The 18,933-nt window shown below is 67.1% G+C and carries 16 protein-coding genes; 6 read left to right on the forward strand and 10 right to left on the reverse strand.

Annotated elements, in window-relative coordinates:
- Nucleotides 1–9: 9 nt before the first annotated feature.
- Genes IV088_RS04905 through IV088_RS04915 form a run of 3 tightly spaced genes read right to left on the reverse strand, consistent with a single transcriptional unit; the run spans nt 10 to nt 5,861 of the window.
- Complete coding sequence (locus tag IV088_RS04905) at nt 10–495, reverse strand: response regulator (RefSeq protein ID WP_291098519.1); 486 nt, start codon at nt 493–495, stop codon at nt 10–12.
- Nucleotides 492–4,307, reverse strand: coding sequence for a PAS domain S-box protein (locus tag IV088_RS04910; RefSeq protein WP_291098521.1), 3,816 nt, complete (start codon nt 4,305–4,307; stop codon nt 492–494). Before IV088_RS04910 ends, IV088_RS04905 begins: the two co-directional genes overlap by 4 nt.
- Nucleotides 4,308–4,358: 51 nt before the next feature.
- The gene (locus IV088_RS04915; protein WP_291098524.1) at nt 4,359–5,861 is read right to left on the reverse strand and encodes an FAD-linked oxidase C-terminal domain-containing protein; all 1,503 of its coding nucleotides are present in this window, start codon (nt 5,859–5,861) and stop codon (nt 4,359–4,361) included.
- A 184-nt stretch (nt 5,862–6,045) separates the two neighbouring features.
- Between IV088_RS04915 and IV088_RS04920 the strand changes: the two genes are divergently transcribed.
- Nucleotides 6,046–6,474 carry an Hsp20/alpha crystallin family protein gene (locus IV088_RS04920; RefSeq protein WP_291098527.1) on the forward strand — a complete coding sequence of 143 codons (429 nt, stop codon included), beginning with the start codon at nt 6,046–6,048 and terminating at the stop codon, nt 6,472–6,474.
- A gap of 137 nt (nt 6,475–6,611) precedes the next feature.
- Here the strand turns inward: IV088_RS04920 and IV088_RS04925 are convergent, their stop codons facing one another.
- Together IV088_RS04925 and purU are read right to left on the reverse strand one after the other, a co-directional pair.
- Nucleotides 6,612–7,481, reverse strand: coding sequence for a LysR substrate-binding domain-containing protein (locus IV088_RS04925; RefSeq protein WP_291098530.1), 870 nt, complete (start codon nt 7,479–7,481; stop codon nt 6,612–6,614).
- A 30-nt stretch (nt 7,482–7,511) separates the two neighbouring features.
- On the reverse strand, nt 7,512–8,360 hold the full coding sequence (purU, locus tag IV088_RS04930) for a formyltetrahydrofolate deformylase (RefSeq protein ID WP_291098533.1): 849 nt from the start codon (nt 8,358–8,360) through the stop codon (nt 7,512–7,514).
- Nucleotides 8,361–8,482: 122 nt separating this feature from the next.
- On the opposite strand from purU, the gene IV088_RS04935 reads away from it, so the two are divergent.
- Genes IV088_RS04935 through IV088_RS04945 form a run of 3 tightly spaced genes read left to right on the forward strand, consistent with a single transcriptional unit; the run spans nt 8,483 to nt 12,016 of the window.
- Nucleotides 8,483–9,823 (forward strand): aspartate aminotransferase family protein, encoded by a 1,341-nt coding sequence (locus IV088_RS04935; RefSeq protein WP_291098536.1) that lies wholly within the window; start codon nt 8,483–8,485, stop codon nt 9,821–9,823.
- Between the two features lie 32 nt (nt 9,824–9,855).
- On the forward strand, nt 9,856–10,935 hold the full coding sequence (locus tag IV088_RS04940) for an SPFH and helix-turn-helix domain-containing protein (protein WP_291098539.1): 1,080 nt from the start codon (nt 9,856–9,858) through the stop codon (nt 10,933–10,935).
- Nucleotides 10,936–10,948: 13 nt separating this feature from the next.
- A complete protein-coding gene (locus IV088_RS04945; protein ID WP_291098541.1) occupies nt 10,949–12,016 on the forward strand; it encodes a zinc ribbon domain-containing protein in 1,068 nt (355 codons plus the stop codon).
- A 28-nt stretch (nt 12,017–12,044) separates the two neighbouring features.
- Here the strand turns inward: IV088_RS04945 and IV088_RS04950 are convergent, their stop codons facing one another.
- Nucleotides 12,045–12,863, reverse strand: coding sequence for a ChaN family lipoprotein (locus tag IV088_RS04950; RefSeq protein ID WP_291098543.1), 819 nt, complete (start codon nt 12,861–12,863; stop codon nt 12,045–12,047).
- Between the two features lie 80 nt (nt 12,864–12,943).
- Here IV088_RS04950 and IV088_RS04955 point away from each other — a divergent pair, with 80 nt between their 5' ends.
- Complete coding sequence (locus IV088_RS04955; RefSeq protein ID WP_291098546.1) at nt 12,944–14,026, forward strand: AbrB family transcriptional regulator; 1,083 nt, start codon at nt 12,944–12,946, stop codon at nt 14,024–14,026.
- Here IV088_RS04955 and IV088_RS04960 read toward each other — a convergent pair.
- The 4 genes from IV088_RS04960 to IV088_RS04975 form a co-directional block, all read right to left on the reverse strand.
- Entirely contained in the window at nt 13,998–15,146 is a 1,149-nt protein-coding gene (locus IV088_RS04960) for an ABC transporter substrate-binding protein (RefSeq protein WP_291098549.1), read from the reverse strand. The two genes, IV088_RS04955 and IV088_RS04960, sit on opposite strands and share 29 nt — an antisense overlap.
- A gap of 235 nt (nt 15,147–15,381) precedes the next feature.
- Complete coding sequence (locus IV088_RS04965) at nt 15,382–15,666, reverse strand: DUF3567 domain-containing protein (RefSeq protein WP_236963447.1); 285 nt, start codon at nt 15,664–15,666, stop codon at nt 15,382–15,384.
- A 161-nt stretch (nt 15,667–15,827) separates the two neighbouring features.
- Complete coding sequence (locus tag IV088_RS04970; RefSeq protein ID WP_291098552.1) at nt 15,828–17,096, reverse strand: DUF3108 domain-containing protein; 1,269 nt, start codon at nt 17,094–17,096, stop codon at nt 15,828–15,830.
- Between the two features lie 2 nt (nt 17,097–17,098).
- Nucleotides 17,099–17,980: an IclR family transcriptional regulator gene (locus IV088_RS04975; protein WP_291098554.1), complete on the reverse strand. Its 882-nt coding sequence runs from the start codon at nt 17,978–17,980 to the stop codon at nt 17,099–17,101.
- Between the two features lie 167 nt (nt 17,981–18,147).
- On the opposite strand from IV088_RS04975, the gene IV088_RS04980 reads away from it, so the two are divergent.
- A partial coding sequence (locus tag IV088_RS04980) for a fumarylacetoacetate hydrolase family protein (RefSeq protein ID WP_291098557.1) occupies nt 18,148–18,933 on the forward strand: 786 nt, incomplete at its 3' end.

Genomic DNA, 18,933 nt, shown 5'->3' on the forward strand with positions numbered 1-18,933 from the left:
GCGCGACGTTCAGGCGAGTTCGCCGAAGGCCGTGGAGCGAACGCCCGCGCTGGGCGACTGGGGCGCGGTCTGGTTGATGTTGATCCAGAACTCGCACACGTGTTTCATGGCGCTCAGGAACTGCGCAAACTCGGTGGGCTTGGCGATGTAGGCGTTGGTGCCCGCCTCGTAGGCGCGCTGCAGGTCGCTGGGCTCGGTGGACGAGGTCAGCACCACCACCGGGATGTTGCGCAGGGCGTCCGAGGTCTTGATTTCCTTGAGCACGCCGATGCCGTCGAGCAGCGGCATCTTCAGATCGAGCAACACCAGCACCGGGTTGCCGCCAGAGCGGTCCGCGAAGCCGTCACGTCGGTAGAGGTAGTCCAGCGCCTGCATGCCGTCGGACACATGGGTCACCCGCCCATCGAGTCCGTGGCGCGCAAGGGCCAGCTTGGTGAGCTCGGCGTCGTCGGGGTTGTCCTCAACGAGCAGGATGGCTTCAGCGTTCTTGTTCATGGTTCCAGGACGGAAGGGAAGGAGTCGTTTGAAGATTCTGAAGGGCTGCAGCCTTCAAAAGGCAGCGAAAAATGGAAAACGCTGCCTTCCCCCTGCTGGCTTTCTGCCCAGATGCTACCACCGTGACGCTCCAGAATGCGACGCGTCAGCGCCAGTCCGATGCCCGTTCCTTCGAAATCGGATGCCCGGTGCAGGCGCTGAAACACCCCAAACAGTTTCTGCGCGTATTTGGTGTCGAACCCCACGCCGTTGTCACGGACGTAGAAGGTGTAACCCACGGCCGGATCGACGCTCCAGCCGATCTCGATGCGGGCCCGCTCGCGAGGGCGTGTGTATTTGAAGGCATTGCCCAGGATGTTGGCCCAGACCTCGCGCAACAACAGCGCGTCGCCCTGCACCACCGGCATATCGGGGGCGACCACCCAGTCGACCACACGGCCTTCGGTGTCGTGGGCGATCTGGCTCACCACGGCTTCCACCAGCATCGCGAAATCCACCGCGGTGACGTTGACCGCCGAGCGGCCCAGGCGCGAGAACGCGAGCAGGCCATCGATGAGCTGGCTCATGTGGCGCGCCGAATTGCCGATGGTGCCGAGGTAGCGCTGGGTGGTCTCGTCACCCTGGTCGCCCAGGTGCTCTTCCAGCAGGCTGACGAAGCTGGAGATGTGGCGCAGGGGCGAGCGCAGGTCGTGCGACACCGAATACGAGAACGATTCCAGGTCCTTGTTGGCCGCGAGCAGCTGCTCGGTGCGCTCGACCACGCGGTTCTCCAGCTCGTCGTTGATGTTGCGCATCAGGTCGTCGAGCCGCTTGGCGTCGGTCATGTCGCGGTTGATCTTGGCAAAACCGCGCAATTCGCCGCTGTCATCGCGCAGCGCGATCAACACCGAGTGAGACCAGTACTGGGTGCCGTCCTTGCGGGATTGCCAGCTGTGCAGTTCATGCTGGCCGCGCGACGCGGCCATGCGCAGCATCTGGTTGGCGTTGGCCACGGCCTCACCCGGTTCACTCTGCTGAAACAGCATGGCGTAGTGCTTGCCCAGCATCTCGGTCGGTGAATAGCCTTCCATGCGCTGGGCGCTGTCGGTCCAGTCGGTGATGCAACCTTGCGAGTCCAGGAAAAAGATGCAGTACTCGCGCAGGTTGTCGACCATCAGGCGGAACCGCTGTTCGCTCTCCAGCAGCTCCAGGGAGCGCTCCTGGATGCGGGTCTCCAGTTCGTCGTTGAGCTGACTCACCCGCTCCTCGACGCGCTTGCGCTCGGTGATGTCGATGGCCTGCACGATCACACCTTGCACCAGGCCTTCGTGGATGTCCGGGAGGTAGGTCGCGCTGAGGTAGACCGGCGTGCCATCGGCCGTGGTGCGCCAGGCCTCGTGGTGCTGCACCTGGCCATCGAGTGCCCCTTGCAGCCGCGGGTGGTCTTCGTGCCACACCGCAGGGGGCAGGCACTCGCTGACATGCAGGCCCAGCATGCTTTCAGGCGCCAGACCATATTGGTGGCGGTGCTCGTCGTTGGCAAAGCGGTAGCGGAGCATCGCATCGACGTAGGCGATCAGCCCGGGCACGTGGTTGGTCACGGTCTGCAGGAAGCGCTGGTTTTCGCGCAGGGCAATCTCCGCCGATTTGCGCTGCGAGATGTCCACGACCGAGGTGTTGCTGCGCAGGAAGCGACCTTCGGCGTCGCGCTCGGCCGACGAGGACAGCAACGCATAAAACACCGTGCCGTCACGGCGGCGGATCTCGTGCTCCGACCCTTCCAGCACTTCGCCGCGCACCAGCCGCTGCAGGCGGTCTTCCAGCACCGCGGTGCGTGAGGGCAGGATGAAATCGCGGAAGCTCTTGATCCCGACCACTTCCTCGCGCTGGTACCCCAGCCACCGCAGTTCGGTGTCGTTGACCGACACGTAGACGCCAAGGGGGTCCAGGGAGTGGTAACCGCAGGGGGCCTGGTTGTAGAGCGTCTGGGCCTGCAGCAAGGCCTCGTTGAGCTGACCGTTGGCCCGCTGCACCTGGTCTTCCGACGCCTTGCGCTCGGTGATGTCCAGCATCTGGATGAACAGGCCCTGAACCTGTCCGTCGCTCCAGTAGGGCGTGTATTCGATGCTGGCGTAGAAACTGTGGCCGTCGGGGAACCTGCGGGGGCCTTCAAGATGCTGCGCCTCTCCGGCCAGTGCGGCCTGCAGCAGCGGCAGCGAGCCCTCGAAGTCTTCGGGTCGGGCGATCTCGCGCAGGTGCAAGCCCAGCAGGCGGTCGGGCGCGCCGTCGTGCCAGCGGGCGTAGCTGGCGTTCGCAAAGCGACAGATCAGCTGGGGGTCGAAGAACGCCAGCTGGACCGGCACGCTGTTGGTGATGGTCTGCAGGAAGTTGCGCTGAGCCTGCAGCGCCTGTTCGGCGGCTTTGCGCTCCGTGATGTCCACCAGCGTGTTGTTGGTGCGGACAAAGCGACCTTCGCTGTCCACCACCGCGGTGCTGCTGAGCAGCGCCACAAACGTGGAGCCGTCGCGTCGGCGCATGACCAGTTCGGCCGCATCCAGCTTTTCGTTTCGAATCAGCCTTTGCAGGCGGTCCTTGATCCGGATCAGGTCGCCCTGCAGCACGTGGTCGCGAAAATGCATTTTCCCGACAACCTCTTCGCGCGTGTAACCCAGCCACCGCAGCTCGGTGCGGTTGATCGAGACGTAGGTGCCTGTGGCATCCACCGAGTGGTAGCCACAGGGTGCCTGGTCGTACAGGGCTTGGGCGTCCTGGAGGGTGATGCGCATCCGGGCGTTGACCGCGGCCAGTTCGGCGGTGCGCTCCTGCACCCGCGTTTCAAGGTCTGCGTTGAGTCGGCGGATCTGCTCTTGCTGTTCGTGCGCTTCGGTGATGTCACGCGACACCACCAGCAACATGACCGGCTTGCCCTGCGTGTCGGTGATGGGCGAGACCACCGTGTCAAACCACTTCGGGGTGCCCTTGAAGGTGCGGGCGAAGGCGATGTGACGCGAGCTCACACCCGACCTCGCGCGCGTCAACGCAGCCTGCGCACTCTGCCGGCCCTCGTCCGGCCACCATTGGGTCCAGTCCGATCCCCGCACCTGTTCAAAGTCGTCGACCTCCACCAGCCGGCAGCCTTGTGCCGTCATCTGCAGCACATGCCCTTCCAGATCCAGCACCTTGGTGCAGTCCGCGCTGCTGGCAATGATCTGGCGGTTGAGCTCGTCCTTGATGCGCGCCTCGGCTTCCAGCTTGCGCAGGTGGCTGATGTCCTGCACGAAGCCCAGATGGCTGACGATCTGACCACTCTCGTTGGTCTGGGGGATGTTGCGGGCGATCACATGGGTGACCTGCTCCGTGCCGGGGCGCACGATGCGGAACTCCAGGCTCAGGCTGTCGCCCCGCACGATGCCGTTGGCCCAGTGTTCCCTCACCCGCTCCAGGTCGTCGGGATGCACATGGCGGAACCACCCAAAATCGGGGAAGTCCTTCTGCTCCAGCCCGAAGATCTGTTGCAGCATGGCGTCCACGTGGGTCAGTGTGCCGTCGCGCTCGGTGCGAAACACGCCGATGGGGAACACGGTGCCCAGCGTGGTGAACAGCGCGTCATGTTCAAACGACGCCGTGGCCGCGTCGCTGCCGAAGGCCCTGGGCAGACCGTTGAAAGGGTGTGATGCCGGCGCCTGTTCGGTGAAAGGCGGCTGGCGCCAGTGGCTCAACTCGGCGCGCAGGGCGGCAATTTCGTCGAGCAGCGCACGCTCCCGCTCCGACACCGACCCGTCCGGAGGTGCCTGCTTGGGCTTGGACCCTGCGGTGGGGTGAATGGCGCTCATGTCGTTCCACTTTACCTCAGTGGGTCGCGACCCAAGTGCAAAATCTGACAGTCAGAAGCGGGGCAAATCGGGGTGTTGCAGGCGCCCGCCGCGCACGAGCATCTTTCCGTACTCAGCGCAACGCTGCAGTGTGGGAATCACTTTCCCCGGGTTGAGTAGCTCTTTTGTATCAAAAGCCCGCTTCACGCCGAACATCTGGGCGTTCTCCTCCGGGGAGAACTGCACGCACATGCTGTTGAGTTTCTCCACGCCCACGCCGTGCTCGCCCGTGACGGTGCCGCCCATGGCGACGCTGGTCTCCAGGATGTCGGCGCCAAACAGTTCGCAGCGGTGCAGCTGGTCGGCATCGTTGGCGTCGAACAGGATCAGCGGGTGCAGGTTGCCATCACCCGCATGGAACACGTTGGCGCAGCGCAGGCCGTACTTCTGCTCCATCTCGCCGATGGCGATCAGGATGTCGGCCAGGCGCTTGCGCGGGATGGTCGAGTCCATGCACATGTAGTCGGGGCTGATGCGCCCGCTGGCCGGAAAGGCGTTCTTGCGCCCGCTCCAGAAGCGCAGGCGCTCGGCCTCGTCCTGGCTCACGGCGATGGCGGTGGCGCCGCAGCGGCGCAGCACATCGCTCATGCGGCCGATTTCTTCTTCCACCTCTTCGGGCGTGCCGTCGCTCTCGCACAGCAGGATGGCGGCGGCGTTCAGGTCGTAGCCCGCGTGCACGAAATCTTCCACCGCGGCGGTCATGGGCTTGTCCATCATCTCCAGCCCGGCCGGGATGATGCCGGCCGCGATCACCGATGCCACCGCGTCACCCGCCTTCTGGATGTCGTCGAAGCTGGCCATGATGCAGCGCGCCAGCAGGGGCTTGGGCACCAGCTTCACCGTGACCTCGGTGGTGACGGCCAGCATGCCTTCGCTGCCGATGATCAGCGAGAGCAGGTCCAGCCCCGGGGTGTCCAGCGCTTCGCCGCCGAAGGTGACGGCGGCGCCTTCGATGGTGAAGCCACGCACCTGCAGCACGTTGTGCACCGTCAGGCCGTATTTCAGACAGTGCACGCCGCCCGAGTTTTCGGCCACGTTGCCACCGATGGTGCAGGCGATCTGGCTGCTGGGGTCGGGCGCGTAGTACAGGCCGTGGGGTGCGGCCGCTTCGCTGATGGCGAGGTTGCGCACGCCGCCTTGCACGACCGCTGTGCGCGAGCGCGGGTCGATGGACAGGATGCGGTTGAACTTGGCCAGCGACAGCGTCACCCCCATGGCATGCGGCATGGCGCCGCCGGAGAGCCCGGTGCCGGCACCGCGCGCCACCACCGGCACGCCCAGCGCGTGGCAGGCCTTGAGCGTGGCCGCCACCTGGGCTTCGGTCTCGGGCAGCGCCACCACCAGCGGGCGCTCGCGGTAGGCGGTCAGACCATCGCACTCGTAGGGCACGGTGTCTTCGGTTTGCCAGAGCAGGGCGTGGGCCGGCAGCACGGCCAGCAGCGCTCGCACCACCTCGGTCTGGCGGGCGGTGCGCTCGGCGCGGGTGACTTCGGCGGGGGCGAGAGGGGCGTTCATGGCGAACCAGTTTAGGCCAATCCGGCTCGGCCGTATTGAAGAAACTTGCAGCGCTCCGTGAGGCGTTTTGATGCCCGACCCGGCTCGGGGGGCTTGAAAACCACACCGGCCATCCCTACTTTTTGTGCAAGGGGTTGCGCGGTCGCCACCCCGTCAACCGTCCCCTCATCCAGGAGTGAATGCCATGAACCATCTGATCGCCCGTTCCGGTCTGTTCGACGATTTCTTCAAGGACGTTGCGCCCGGGTTTTATGTCCGCCCGCTGCACGGTGACTCGCTGCCATCGCCCTCGCAGATCAAGATCGACGTGAAGGAAACGCCGACGGCCTACACCGTGGTCGCCGAGGTGCCGGGGGTGGCCAAAGAGGACATCCACGTCACCGTCGAAGGCGGTGTGGTGACCCTGCGCGCCGAGATCAAGCAGGAAGACAGCCAGAACCAGGACGAGAAGGTGCTGCGCACCGAGCGCTACTACGGTGCCGTGGCGCGCAGTTTCCAGCTGGCGGCCGACATCGACAACGAGCGCGCCAAGGCGAAGTACGACAACGGGGTGTTGACGCTGACGCTGCCGAAAAAAATGGCGGTGGCCGGCCAGCGGCTGACCATTGAGTAACCCCCCGCGCCGCCTGCGGCGTCACCCCCCAAGGGGCGATGCGAGTGGCCCGGCGAAGCCGGTTCCACCGCATCTTTGGCGAAGGCACTTCACGCCGAGGGCCGAAGGGGGTGGAGGTTCTTGCACCCCCGCGCTGTTCAGCTCAGGCTTTTCTTGAGCCACTCGGCGAACGCCGCGCACTCCCAGCGATCCATCGTGCCCGTCCGCCAGCACAGGTAGTGGGCGTGCGGGCTGGGCACGTGGCGCTCGTACAGCGGCACCAGCGTGCCGTGCTCCAGCCAGGGCGCGGCGAGTTTGAGCCTCACCAGCGCCACACCCATGCCGGCGGCGGCGCCGTCGCACATGAGGCCGATGTCGTTGAACTGCGAGCCGTCCACCGGCTCGGGCCAGTCCAGGTCGTGCGCAGCGAACCAGGTGCGCCAGGGCTCTAGCGGGCTGCGCAGCAGGGGCACGCCTTCCAGGTCTTCCGGTGTGTCGAACGGGCCGTGTTCGCGCGCGAACGCGGGTGAGGCCAGCGGTGTGACGTCGTCTTTCATCAGGCAGACGTGTTCCACGTCGGCGTAGCGGCCGGTGCCAAAGCGGACCATCAGGTCGGCGTCTTCGGCCACGACGTCGAGCAGCGGGATGCTGACCTGCAGCGTGAGGTCGATCTCCGGGTAGGCCTCGCTGAACTGCTTCAGGCGCGGCAGCAGGATGGAGCGCGCGAACGTGGGCGTGACCGCCAGCCGCAGCTTGCGCCGCCCGGGCGTGACCGCGTTGCTGGGAAATTTCTGCAGGATCGCCAGGCCCTCGCGCACGTGTGCCAGGTACTCGCTGCCTTCGGTGGTGAGCGAAAAATCGGCCCGCCCGAACAGCTTGGTCCCGAGGATCTGCTCCAGCTGCTTGATGCGGTGGCTGACCGCGCTGGGCGTGACGCACAGCTCCTCGCTGGTCTGCGTGACGCTGCGGAGTCTGGCGAGCGCCTCGAAGGTCAGCAGGCACTGAATCGGCGGGATCCTGATCGTCATGCTGGAGCCTCCGTGCCTTTGTGCGTCTTGTTATTTGAAGACGACGGTCTTGTGGCCGTTCAGCAGCACACGGTGTTCGCTGTGCCACTTCACCGCCCGCGCCAGCACCTGGCTTTCGGTGTCCCGGCCCCGCGCGGTGAGGTCTTCCACGTCGTCGGTGTGGTCCACGCGGGCCACGTCCTGCTCGATGATCGGGCCTTCGTCCAGGTCGGCCGTCACGTAGTGGGCGGTCGCGCCGATCAGCTTCACGCCGCGGTCGTGCGCCTGGTAGTAGGGCTTGGCGCCTTTGAAGCTGGGCAGGAAGCTGTGGTGGATGTTGATCGCCTTGCCCGAGAGTTCGCGGCACAGGTCGTTGCTCAGGATCTGCATGTAGCGCGCCAGCACCACGAGTTCGGCGCCTTCGCTGCGGATCACCTCCAGCTGCCTGGCCTCGGCCTGGGCCTTGGTCGTGCCGGTCACCGGGATGTGGTGGAAGGGCACGTTGTAGCCGGCGGCGAGCTGGTAGAACTCGCGGTGGTTGCTCACGATGGCGCGGATGTCCAGCCGCAGCAGGCCGCTCTTCCAGCGGAACATCAGGTCGTTCAGGCAGTGGCCTTCCTTGCTGACGAAGATCACGGTCTTCATCGGCTCGGCCAGCGGGTGCAGGCTCCACTGCATCGCGAAGGGCTCGGCGAACAGCTTCAGGTGCAAGCGCAGGTCGTCCTGCGTGAGCTGGCCGCAGGTGAACTGGACCCGCATGAAAAACAGGCCGGTGCCGTGGTCGTTGTACTGGGCGGCTTCTTCGATGTTGCCGCCGCGCTCCAGCAGAAAGCCCGAAACGGCGTGCACGATGCCAGGGCGGTCCTGGCAGGAAAGGGTGAGGACGTAGGTGTGGTTCATGGCGGAGCCGATTGTCGCAGGCCCGTCGCCGGTGGGCCTGCCCGGCGTTCGGGCAGTGGCGCCACCGACCCTGGTGCGGGGTGCCAGAATCTGGCGATCCCCATTCGCCGGAGACGCCCCCCATGGCCTTCAATCCATTCCGCATGGACAACCAGTGGTTGCCCTTCACCCCCAACCGCAGCTTCCAGCAGGACCCGCGCATCTTCGTCGCCGCCGACGGCATGCACTTCACCACGCACGACGGCAAGCAGGTCATCGACGGCATCTCCAGCCTCTGGTGCGTGGGCGCGGGCCACAACAGGAAATCCATCAACGAAGCCATCAAGCAGCAGCTCGACACGCTGGACTACGCCACCGCGTTCAGCGTGAGCAACGACAAGGCCTTCCGCGCGGCCGAGATGATCGCGGCCATGGCGCCCGGCGACCTGAACAAGGTGCTGTTCTGCAACTCCGGCTCGGAAGCGGCCGACACCTCGCTCAAGGTCGCGCTGGCCTACCACCGCGCGCGCGGCGAGGGCCACCGCAACCTGTTCATCGGCCGCGAGCGTGGTTACCACGGCGTCAACTTCGGTGGCATGAGCGTGGGTGGCATCCCGGCCAACCGCAAGGTCTACGGCCCGGCCCTGCTGCCGCGCGTGGACCACCTGCGCTTCATCCACGACCCGGTGAACCACGCCTACATCCACAACCAGGAACCGGTCTGGAACGAAGACATCCTGCTGGAGCTGGAAAACCGCATCCTGCCGCTGCACGACGCCAGCAATGTGGCGGCGGTGATCGTCGAGCCCGTGGCCGGCAGCGCGGGCTGGTACATCCCACCGCAGGGCTACCTGAAGCGGCTGCGCGAGATTTGCGACAAGCACGGCATCCTGCTGATCTTCGACGAGGTCATCACCGGCTTCGGCCGCCTCGGTACCGCCTTCGCGTCGGACTACTACGGCGTGCAGCCCGACATGTTGAACTTCGCCAAGGCCGTGACCAACGGCGTGTTCCCGCTCGGTGGCGTGATCTGCACCGACCGCATCTATGACGCCATGATGGGCGCGCACGGCAGTGCGCCGGAGCACGCCATCGAGTTCTTCCACGGCTACACCTACTCGGGCCACCCGGTGGCCTGCGCGGCGGCCATCGCCACGCTGGATCTGTTCCGCGAAGAACAGCTGTTTGAGCGCGCGGGCCAGATGGCGCCGGTGCTGGGCGACGCGATGCACAGCGCCTTGAAGGGCCTGCCGAATGTGATCGGCATCCGCAGCCTGGGGCTGGCGGCGGCGGTGGAGCTGTCGTCGATGCCCGGCCTGCCGGGCAAGCGCGCGTTCGACATCTTCATGGACTGCTACAAGCACGGCGTGCTGGTGCGCAACGCGGGCGAAAACCTGGTGTTTGCGCCGCCGTTCATCGTGGAGCGCGAGCAGATTGATACCATGGTCAACGTGCTGGCCGACGCCATCCGGCGCCACGCCTGAAGCCGTTTCATCACCACCCACCGGAGCACCTCATGGCCATCATGGATTTCCTGAACCGCCAGTTCATCGACGTCATCGAGTGGGTGGACGATTCGCGCGACACCTTGTCGTACCGCTTTCCCGACGACGACAAGCAGATCAAGAACGAGGCCCAGCTGATCGTGCGCGAGAGCCAGATCGCGCAGTTCGTCTATGTGGGCCAGTTCGCCGACACGCTGGGCCCTGGCAAACACACGCTCAAGACCGAGAACATCCCGATCCTGGGCGATCTGCTGGGCTGGAAATACAAGTTCCAGACGCCGTTCAAGGCCGATGTCTATTACGTCATCACCCGTGTCTTCACCGGCAACAAGTGGGGCACCTCCAACCCGGTGATGCTGCGCGACGCCGACTTCGGCGTGGTGCGCGTGCGCGCCTTCGGCACCTACGATTTCAAGATCGTGGACACGGTCAAGTTCCTGAAAGAGGTGGCGGGCACCGACCACCATTTCCGGCTCGACGAGTTCAACGACGTGATGCGCTCGCGCATCGTCAGCGTGTTCAGCGAAACCCTGGCCCAAGCCAAGGTGCCCGCGCTCGACGTGGCCACGCGCTACAGCGAGCTGGGCGACGCCCTGCTGGCGCCGCTCAACGAGGCCATGCGCGAGAAATACGGCCTGGAGATGACGTCCTTCGTGGTTGAGAACGTGTCGGTGCCGCCCGAGCTGGAGCAGGCCATCGACAAGCGCGGCGCCATGACGGCCATCGGCAACCTCAACGATTACGTCAAATACAACATGGGCAACGCGCTGGCCGAGGGCAAGGCCGGCACCGCGGGCATCGGCGCCGAGCTGGCCGCCGGTCTGGCCATGGGGCAGTCGATGATGCAGGGCGGCATGGGCGGCGCACCGGCGGCTTCGCAGCCCGGCATGGTGCCCCAGGCGCCGGTGGCCGCCACCGCACCCGCTGCGCCGACCATCGTGCTGATGACGCCCGAGCAGGTCGCCGAAGCGCTGGGCGTGAGCCCGGCCGACGTGTTGCAGGAGCTGGAGGCCGGCAACCTCAAGGGCCGCAAGATCGGCAGCCAGTGGCGTGTGCCGCAGGCGTCTTTGGACGAGTTCTTGAAGGGCTGAGGCGCGCCGACCCATGCAACTGAGCGAAGTCTCCGCCCAGCAAAAGCTGGCGTGCCCGGCCTGCGGGGGCGAGGCGCAGTGGCACCCGACGAAGAAGGCGCTGATCTGCGCCTATTGCGGCACGGAGTCGCCCTACGAGGTGAAAGACAGCGGCGAGATCGTCGAGCACGATCTGGTGGCCGCGCTGCAGGCCATTCCCCAGAGCGCGCGTGGCTGGCAGGACCAGAAGCGCGCGGTGAAGTGCCAGCACTGCCAGGCCATCAGCGTGTTCTCGGGTGCGCACCAGGCCAAGGCCTGCGATTTCTGCGGCTCGTCGTCGCTGGTGCCGTTTGAAGAAACCGGCGACATCATCCGGCCCGAGAGCCTGTTGCCGTTCGCGGTGGACGCACCGGGCGCGCGCGAGAAGGTGCGCCAGTGGTACGGCTCGCGCTTCTGGGCGCCCAACAACCTCAACCGCAAGGCGCTGACCGACACGCTGAAGGGCGTGTACCTGCCCTACTGGACCTTCGACGCCGAGGTGGGTGCCGACTACACGGCCGAGGGAGGCGAGCGCTACAAGAACCACAAGGGCGAGACCCAGATCCGCTGGTTCCCGGTGTCGGGGCATGTGCAGAATTTCTTCGACGACACGCTGGTGTGTGGCTCCAAAGGCGTGCACCCGCACCTGGTGCAGGCGGTGGAGCCCTTTCCGACCACCTCCGAGGCGCTCAAGCCCTACGACCCGGGCTACCTGAGCGGCTGGACGGTGGAGCGTTACCAGCTCGACCTGGTGGCCGCGGCCGAGCGCGGGCGCGCGCGCATGCTCGATGCCATCCGCCAGCTGTGCGCGCGCGACATCCGCGCCGACACCCACCGCAACCTGCGGGTGGACCCGACGTTTCAGCGCCAGACCTTCAAGCATGTGCTGCTGCCCGTCTGGCTGGTGAGCTACCGGTACGGCACCAGGGACTACCAGGTGGTGGTCAACGGCGCCACCGGCCAGGTGGCGGGCGAATACCCCAAGAGCTGGGTGAAGATCACGCTGGCCATCATCGCCGCGCTGATCGTGCTGTTCATCGTGATGTCGCTCGAAGGCCGGTGAACGGCGCTGTCGGTGACGGCGGGGCGCTTCAGCGCGCCGTCCGCTTTTTCAGCTCGGCGCAATGGTCCTGGGCCGGGCGGGGCGGCGTGACCCAGAGGCGGTCGGTCGTGACCCCGGCGTCTGGTTCGCCGCGCGTGGCCGCCTCGCGGGCCAGCGACAGCACCACGCGGTGCGGTTGGCCCGGGTCGAGGTGGCGCGGCACCCCCAGATCGCGCTGCACGTGGGCGTTGCCAGCGATCAGCAGCACGGTCTGGCCGGGCCGCAGTGCGGTGGTGGCGGTCTGCGCCATGGCCCGGTCGCGCGCAAGCTGGATGCGGGTCATGGGCGCGATCTGCGCCTCGGGCAGCACACCGCAGTGGCCGTCGCGGATGGCCTCGCGCTGGCGTTGCAGCGTGTCGGGCGGCACGGTCGCGTCGAGCGCGGCATCGGCCATGGCCGGTCGCATCTGCGCGCGCGGCAGGTTGCCGCCGAGCACCGGCACGCCCGCGCGGACGGCCGCCATCACCACCGGGCCGTACACGCCCCAGGCCCAGGCGCCGCTGTTGGTGGCCTCGCGCCAGTCCAGTGCGGCGCGCACCCGGTCTTCGCTGGCCCCGGGCGGCAAGCCCGTGGTCTGTCGCCCTTGCTCCACCATCTCCAGCACCAGCGCCGCAAGCCGGCCCTGTTGCGCCAGTTGCCGCACGGTCGCGCGCTGCAGGGCCTGGTGTTCGGGTGCGTCGTGCTGCTCGCCCAGCAGCAACAAGGGCGTGGGCAGCAGGCCCTGCAGGTCGGGCGCTGGTGGCGGCGCCGTGGCGCATCCCGCCAGCAGCGCGACCGCACCCACCATGACAGCGCATCGACAGTTCATGCCCGGATACTAAGCGGCTCGCTTTTCCGCCGCACCCGCCTGTGAATGCCCTGACACCACCGCCATCACGCCCCTGGGGCTTGCCCCTGCCGCTGCGCGTGGCGCTCACCCTGTTGCTGGCCTGGGCCGCGGCACGCCTGTGCGTGTGGTGGCACACGCCCATCCCCTGGATGATCGGCCCGCTGGTGGCGACCGCCCTGGTGTCGGTCATCGGTGCGCCCACCGCCAGCTGGAATCCGTTGCGCAACAGCGGCCAGTGGGTGATCGGCACCGCCCTGGGCCTGTATTTCACCCCCACCGTTGGCGCGCTGGTGGTGGGGCTGTGGTGGGCGATCGCGCTGGGCATTGCCTGGGCGCTGGCGCTGGGTCTGGGGTTCGGTGCCTGGCTGCAGCGGGTGCACGCCCGGCAGCTGGACCACCTGAGCCCGGCCGAGCTGCGCAGCACCACCTACTTCGCGGGGGCGATCGGTGGCGCGTCGGAGATGACGCTGATCGCCGAGCGGCACGGCGCGCGCACCGACCTGGTGGCGGCGGCGCACAGCCTGCGCGTGCTGCTGGTGACGCTCACGATTCCCTTCGGCATGCAGGCCTGGGGCGTGGCGGGCATCGATCTCGCGCCCCCCGGCGCGCGTGAGGTCTTGCCCGGCGGGCTCGCGCTGCTGACGGCCCTGACGCTGGTGGGCATCCTGGTGATGCGCCGGCTCGGGCGGGCCAACCCCTGGTTCATGGGGGCCTTGCTGGTCACCATGGGGCTGACCCTGTCGGGGGTCACGCTCTCGGCGATTCCCCCGGGGCTCAGCGCGGCGGCGCAGCTGGTGATCGGCGTCAGCCTGGGGGTGCGTTTCACCCCGGCGTTCGTGCACACGGCGCCGCGCTGGCTGGCCTCGGTCGCGTTCGCCAGTGTGTTCATGATGGCCGTGTGCGCGGGCTTCGCCTGGCTGCTGTCCTGGGCGTCGGGCCTGCACCCGGCCACGCTGATCCTGGGCACCTCGCCCGGCGGCATCGCCGAGATGGCGATCACCGCCAAGGTGTTGCAGCTCGGGGTGCCCATGGTCACCGCGTTCCAGGTGTGTCGCCTGGTCGCCGTGCTGGTGCTGGCCGAGCCGGTGTACCGGGCGTGGGTGGTGCCCCGCGTCAGTGGCGGAAGCGACCTTCGCGGGTGACGATGGCGAGATCGACCCAGTCCAGTCCCGTGTGGGCCTTGTCGCTGTAGGTCAACTGCAGGCCCTCGATGCTGATGGCGGCGTTGTTCAGCCCCTCGACAAAGCTGCGACGGGTCGGTTGGCGTCCGGCCAGTTGCAGGGCTTCCACCAGCGCACGCGCAGTGACATAGCCCTCCAGGCTGCCATAGGAAAATTCCTGCCCGGGCTTGCTCGCGGCGAAGGCGTCCTGGTAGGCGCGGGTGATGGCGGTCTTGCGCTCCCAGGGGCTGGGCATGACCTGCGAAAAGGTCATGCCATGGGCCAGATTGCCCAGGTGCCGGGCGAGTTGCGTCGAGCCGGAATTCACCCCGAAAAACGCGGTGCTCAGGCCTTGGGCGCGCGCCTGGCGGATGAATTTTTCATAGACACCGATGCCCCCGTGGTTGAAGACCACCTGCGCGCCGCTGGCTTTCAGCTGCGTCACCAGCGAGGCGATGCCGTTGGCGTCGATGTCCGATTTGAACGGCATGTCGGCCACCAGCTCCATGCCTGCCGACCGAGCCAGGGCCTGGACGTTGGCGAGGTGTTCCCTGCCGTTGCCGGAGTCGGAGCGCAGAAAGCCCACGCGCCGCATGCCCAGGCTCTTGGCGTATTTCAGGAGGCTGTCGAATTCCTCCTTGTGCTCCGCGCGCACGGGGAACACCAGCGGTTGAAAGGGCGTGCGCAGCGCGGGCGCACCCGCCATCGGCCCGAAGAAGGGCACCTGTTGTGCCGTGGTGACGTTCATCACCGCGGTCGACGGTCCCCCCTCGATCGAGCCGAACACCAGAAACACCTTGTGTTGCTCGATCAAGGCCTTCGCGTTGGCCTCGGCCTGCGTGGCCTGGTTGTTGTCGTCGAGCACCTTCAGGGCGATCTGGCGCCCGTGCACGCCGCCGCGGCGATTGACCAAGTCAAAGTACGAACGGGCGCCGTCGATCACGGCCGTGCCGTAGTCGTTCTTGCCGCCCTCCAGCGTGATCGACTGGCCGATCAGCAACTGGCGGGCATCGACGCCGTCTTCGGCATGGACCCCCTGCAACAAGCCGGCCCACCCCAACAAGGTGGCGATCAGAGCGCGTGAAATAGAGGCTGGGTTCATGTGGGTGACAGGTGTTTGAAACCCTCAGGCTCCCACACCGGCGGCGCCCTGTCTGTGATCTGGGTCACTTCCACCGCATGCCCCATGGCTTTGCCCAAGAAAAAGCCCGGCGAAACCGGGCTGTGGGAGCGAAGGGAAGCTTTCAAGGATGCCGCGGATCTGGCTCCGCCAGTCCGCAGGCATCGCCCCCTGGGGGGTGACGCGCCCTAAGGCGCGGCGCGGGGGGAGCCAAATGTCAATGCATCACCACCGGCATCTGTGCCAGCGAGGCATACCCCTCGAGCGTGTCTTCGACCTCCTCCTGCGAGGGGGTGTTCTGCTGCCAGGCGGTGATCTGGATCTGGAACATCTCGGCCCAGGAGCCGTCGAGGTACACCTCTTTGCCCGAGCGTTTGTCCACGATCTCAAAACCGTGGCGCGGGATCTGTGGGCCGGCCAGCCGTTCGGCCTCGTCGTCTTCCGGCGCGTTGGCCAGGATGTGGACGACGGCAAAGGCATCCGAGTCGTAGAGCATGTGCATGACTGAAATTCCTTCCTGTTGGGAAACCGTTGTGCCTGATGTCACTTATATCGGCAAATGGTTGGCGGGCTACAGCCCCCCTGGCCATTTAGATGGTCCCACCGGGAGAAGATTCAAGATGCGTGTGTTTTTAAGCACAGTTCCGGGCTTCAGCGGCCGCCTCAGTGGACCGTGGGCGTGGTCCCGGACGGCAGCAGGGCCGGCAGCTCATCCAGCTTCATGTCCACAAAGTCACCGTTCTGTTCGGTGATGCGCAGCCTCACCGGCAGGTGCGCCAGGCTGGGCGCCAGCCAGACCTCGACCTTGCGGTCGAACTCGCGCCTCGGGCTGCGGGTCAGCTTGCGGGTCACCACGTCGCCCGCAGGCAAGCTCTCGGTCGCCTGCGACCCGACCTGGAACAGCCACACCTCGGCCATGTCGATGCTGCTCACCGGCAGACGCAGGGTCTGCCCCTCGGCGTAGGCGTCCGGGCGGGCGTTGAACAGGCCGGCGAGCTGGAAGTTGACCGACAGCCGGTCCTGCATGCCCGGCAGCAGCACGGCGTCGGGTGCGTTGTTGCTGTAGCGGACCTTGGCGCTGGCGCGTTCGAAGTGCGCGGCCCGCTCGCTGCGGCTGCGGTCGGTGAAACGGTCCGGGGCGAGGCCCTTGTCGTTGAGGCCGCCCATGCTTGTCTGGCCTCGGCTGCCCAGGAACAGCGCCTTGACCGACATGCTGGCTTCGTACTGGGTTCCGCTGTTGGTCCAGTCCAGGCGACCGGCGGCGGTGTAGTTGAAGCCCTTGGCCAGACCCTTCACGTCGTATTTGAGCTGCGCGCTGGGGGGCGCCACGGCCGGCGCCAGGCTGGCGTCGGACACCCCGACCCCCGCGCCCCGCACCGTGCCCGCAGCGACCTGTGTGCCGGCGGGCAGGTCCGACACCGGGGGCTGCGGCGCAACCGGTGGCTCCGGCACCGGTTCCGGCGGGGGCACCATGGCGACCTCGGTGGAGGGCATCTCGATCACCGGTTCGGTGCTCACGGTCTCGGGCACGGGTTCGATCGGTGCTTCAACCACCGGCTCGACCTGCTCGGGTTCCGGCTCGGGCTGGGGCGGTGGGGGCTTCTTGACGACCTTGGGTGGCGGCTCGGGCACGGGTTCGGGTTCCGGCGCCTTGGGCACGATCCAGCGCACCCGGCTGGTGCGAACCGGTTCGGGCAACGCCGGCTCGGGTGCTGCGTCGGCCGTGACGGTTGGTGTCGCCTGGGCCGGCGCCGCACCCGACAGCTCCGCTTCCGGGGCGGCGAACATGTCCAGCGAAAAGCCCGAGAGACCACCGCTCAGCAGGCTCAGGTGCGCCAGCAGCACGCCGGTGCCCAGCCCCAGCAGCACGCGGCCGCGCGGCGCGGCTTCGCCTGGTCGGGCGGGCTGGAAGGGCGGCTCGGACGCGTTCATGGTCAGGCGGGCAGGCGGTGGCCGAGGTCGGCGCTGAGTTGTTGCGCACAGCGCTTCAACGCGCGGGCCGGTGCGCCGGTCCACTCGGTGTCGAGCGTGGCCACCGAACCGAGCACCACGAGGCCCATCGCCAGGCGGCCCTGAGCGTCAAAGACCGGGGCACAGAAACCGCCCACACCGGGCAGCAGGCTGTGCACCACGCGTCCCAGGCCCTGGGCACGGGTCTCTTCCAGAATGGCCTGCACGTCCTGCAGCGTCTGCGGCACGTCCACCAGCGGCAGGCCACTGCGCGGCATCTTCTTCACGCGGGCCAGTTCCTCGCGGATCATCGGCGCGATGCGCTGGGCGTCGCGCCCCTCTTGCCCCATGAAGGCCGCAAAGCAGCGCCCGGTGGCGGAGGTGAGCAGGGGCATCACATCGCCCAGCCGCAGCGTGACCGGCACGGTCTGCGGCGCTTCGCTCCAGTGCACCATGGTCGGCCCCTGGTTGCCCCAGACGGCGATGGCCAGCGTGTGGCCGGTTTCGGCCAGCAGGCCGTCGATGCGCTCGCGCGCCAGCTTCACCGCGTCCAGCCGGCTCAGGCTGGCCAGGCCCAGGCGCAGCGCGGCCGGGCCGAGGTCGTAGCGCGTGCTCGCCGGGTCCTGCATCACCAGGCCCATGCGCTGGAAGCTCACGAGGTAGCGGTGGGCTTTGGCGGCGCTCATGCCGGCGGCGGCGGCCAGGTCGCGCAGCATCAGTGCGCCGGGGGCTTGCGACAGGGCGTTGAGCAGTTCGAAGCCGACCTCGACCGACTGGATGCCGGCGCGCAGGTGGTCGGTGTCGTTGGCCGACGTTTCTCGGTGGGCGGGTGACTTCGGCGTGGCGGGGGATTTCGCTGCGGGCATGGGTGTGAGGCGGCTGTCGGTGCTTGGGGCATGCTCAAACCCGGTGTTTCAGGGTGGGATTGCACGCTGGTCGGCGCGTTGATCTAGAATCCAGTTTTTACGTATAGGTTAATCAATTTCACTATTCGTAATTTCGAAACAACGCCATGCGGCAGCAGGAGACTTGAATGAAACTCGCCACTTACAAAGACGGATCACGCGACGGGCAACTGGTGGTGGTCTCGCGCGACCTCTCGACCGCCCATTATGCGACGGGCATCGCCACCAAGTTGCAGCAGGTGCTGGACGACTGGAACTTCCTCAGCCCCCAGCTGCACGACCTGTATGTCACGCTGAATCAGGGCAAGGCGCGCCATGCGTTTCCCTTTGATCCGGCCATGTGCATGGCGCCGCTGCCGCGCGCCTACCAGTGGGCCGACGGCTCGGCCTACCTGAACCACGTCGAGCTGGTGCGCGCTGCCCGCCACAGCGAGGTGCCGGCCACCTTCTACAGCGACCCACTGATGTACCAGGGCGGCAGCGACGACTTCATCGGTCCGCGCGACGACGTGGTGGTGCCGAGTGAAGACTTCGGCATCGACTTCGAGGCCGAGATCGCTGTGGTCACGGGCGACGTGTCCATGGGCTGCACGCCCGAGCAGGCGCTCGACGGCATCCGGCTCGTGATGCTCGTCAACGACGTGTCCTTGCGCAACCTGATTCCCAACGAGCTGGCCAAGGGCTTCGGCTTCTTCCAGAGCAAGCCCGCCACGGCCTTCAGCCCGGTCGCGGTCACGCCCGACGAGCTGGGCGACGCCTGGCAGGGCGGGCGCCTGCACCTCACGCTGCAGTCCACCTGGAACGGCCGCAAGGTCGGCATGTGCGACGCCGGTCCGGAGATGACCTTCCATTTCGGCCAGCTGATCGCCCACATCGGCAAGACCCGCAACGTGCGCGCCGGCTCCATCGTCGGC

The sequence above is a fragment of the Hydrogenophaga sp. genome (genome assembly GCF_018780075.1).
Taxonomy (GTDB): Bacteria; Pseudomonadota; Gammaproteobacteria; order Burkholderiales; family Burkholderiaceae_C; genus Hydrogenophaga.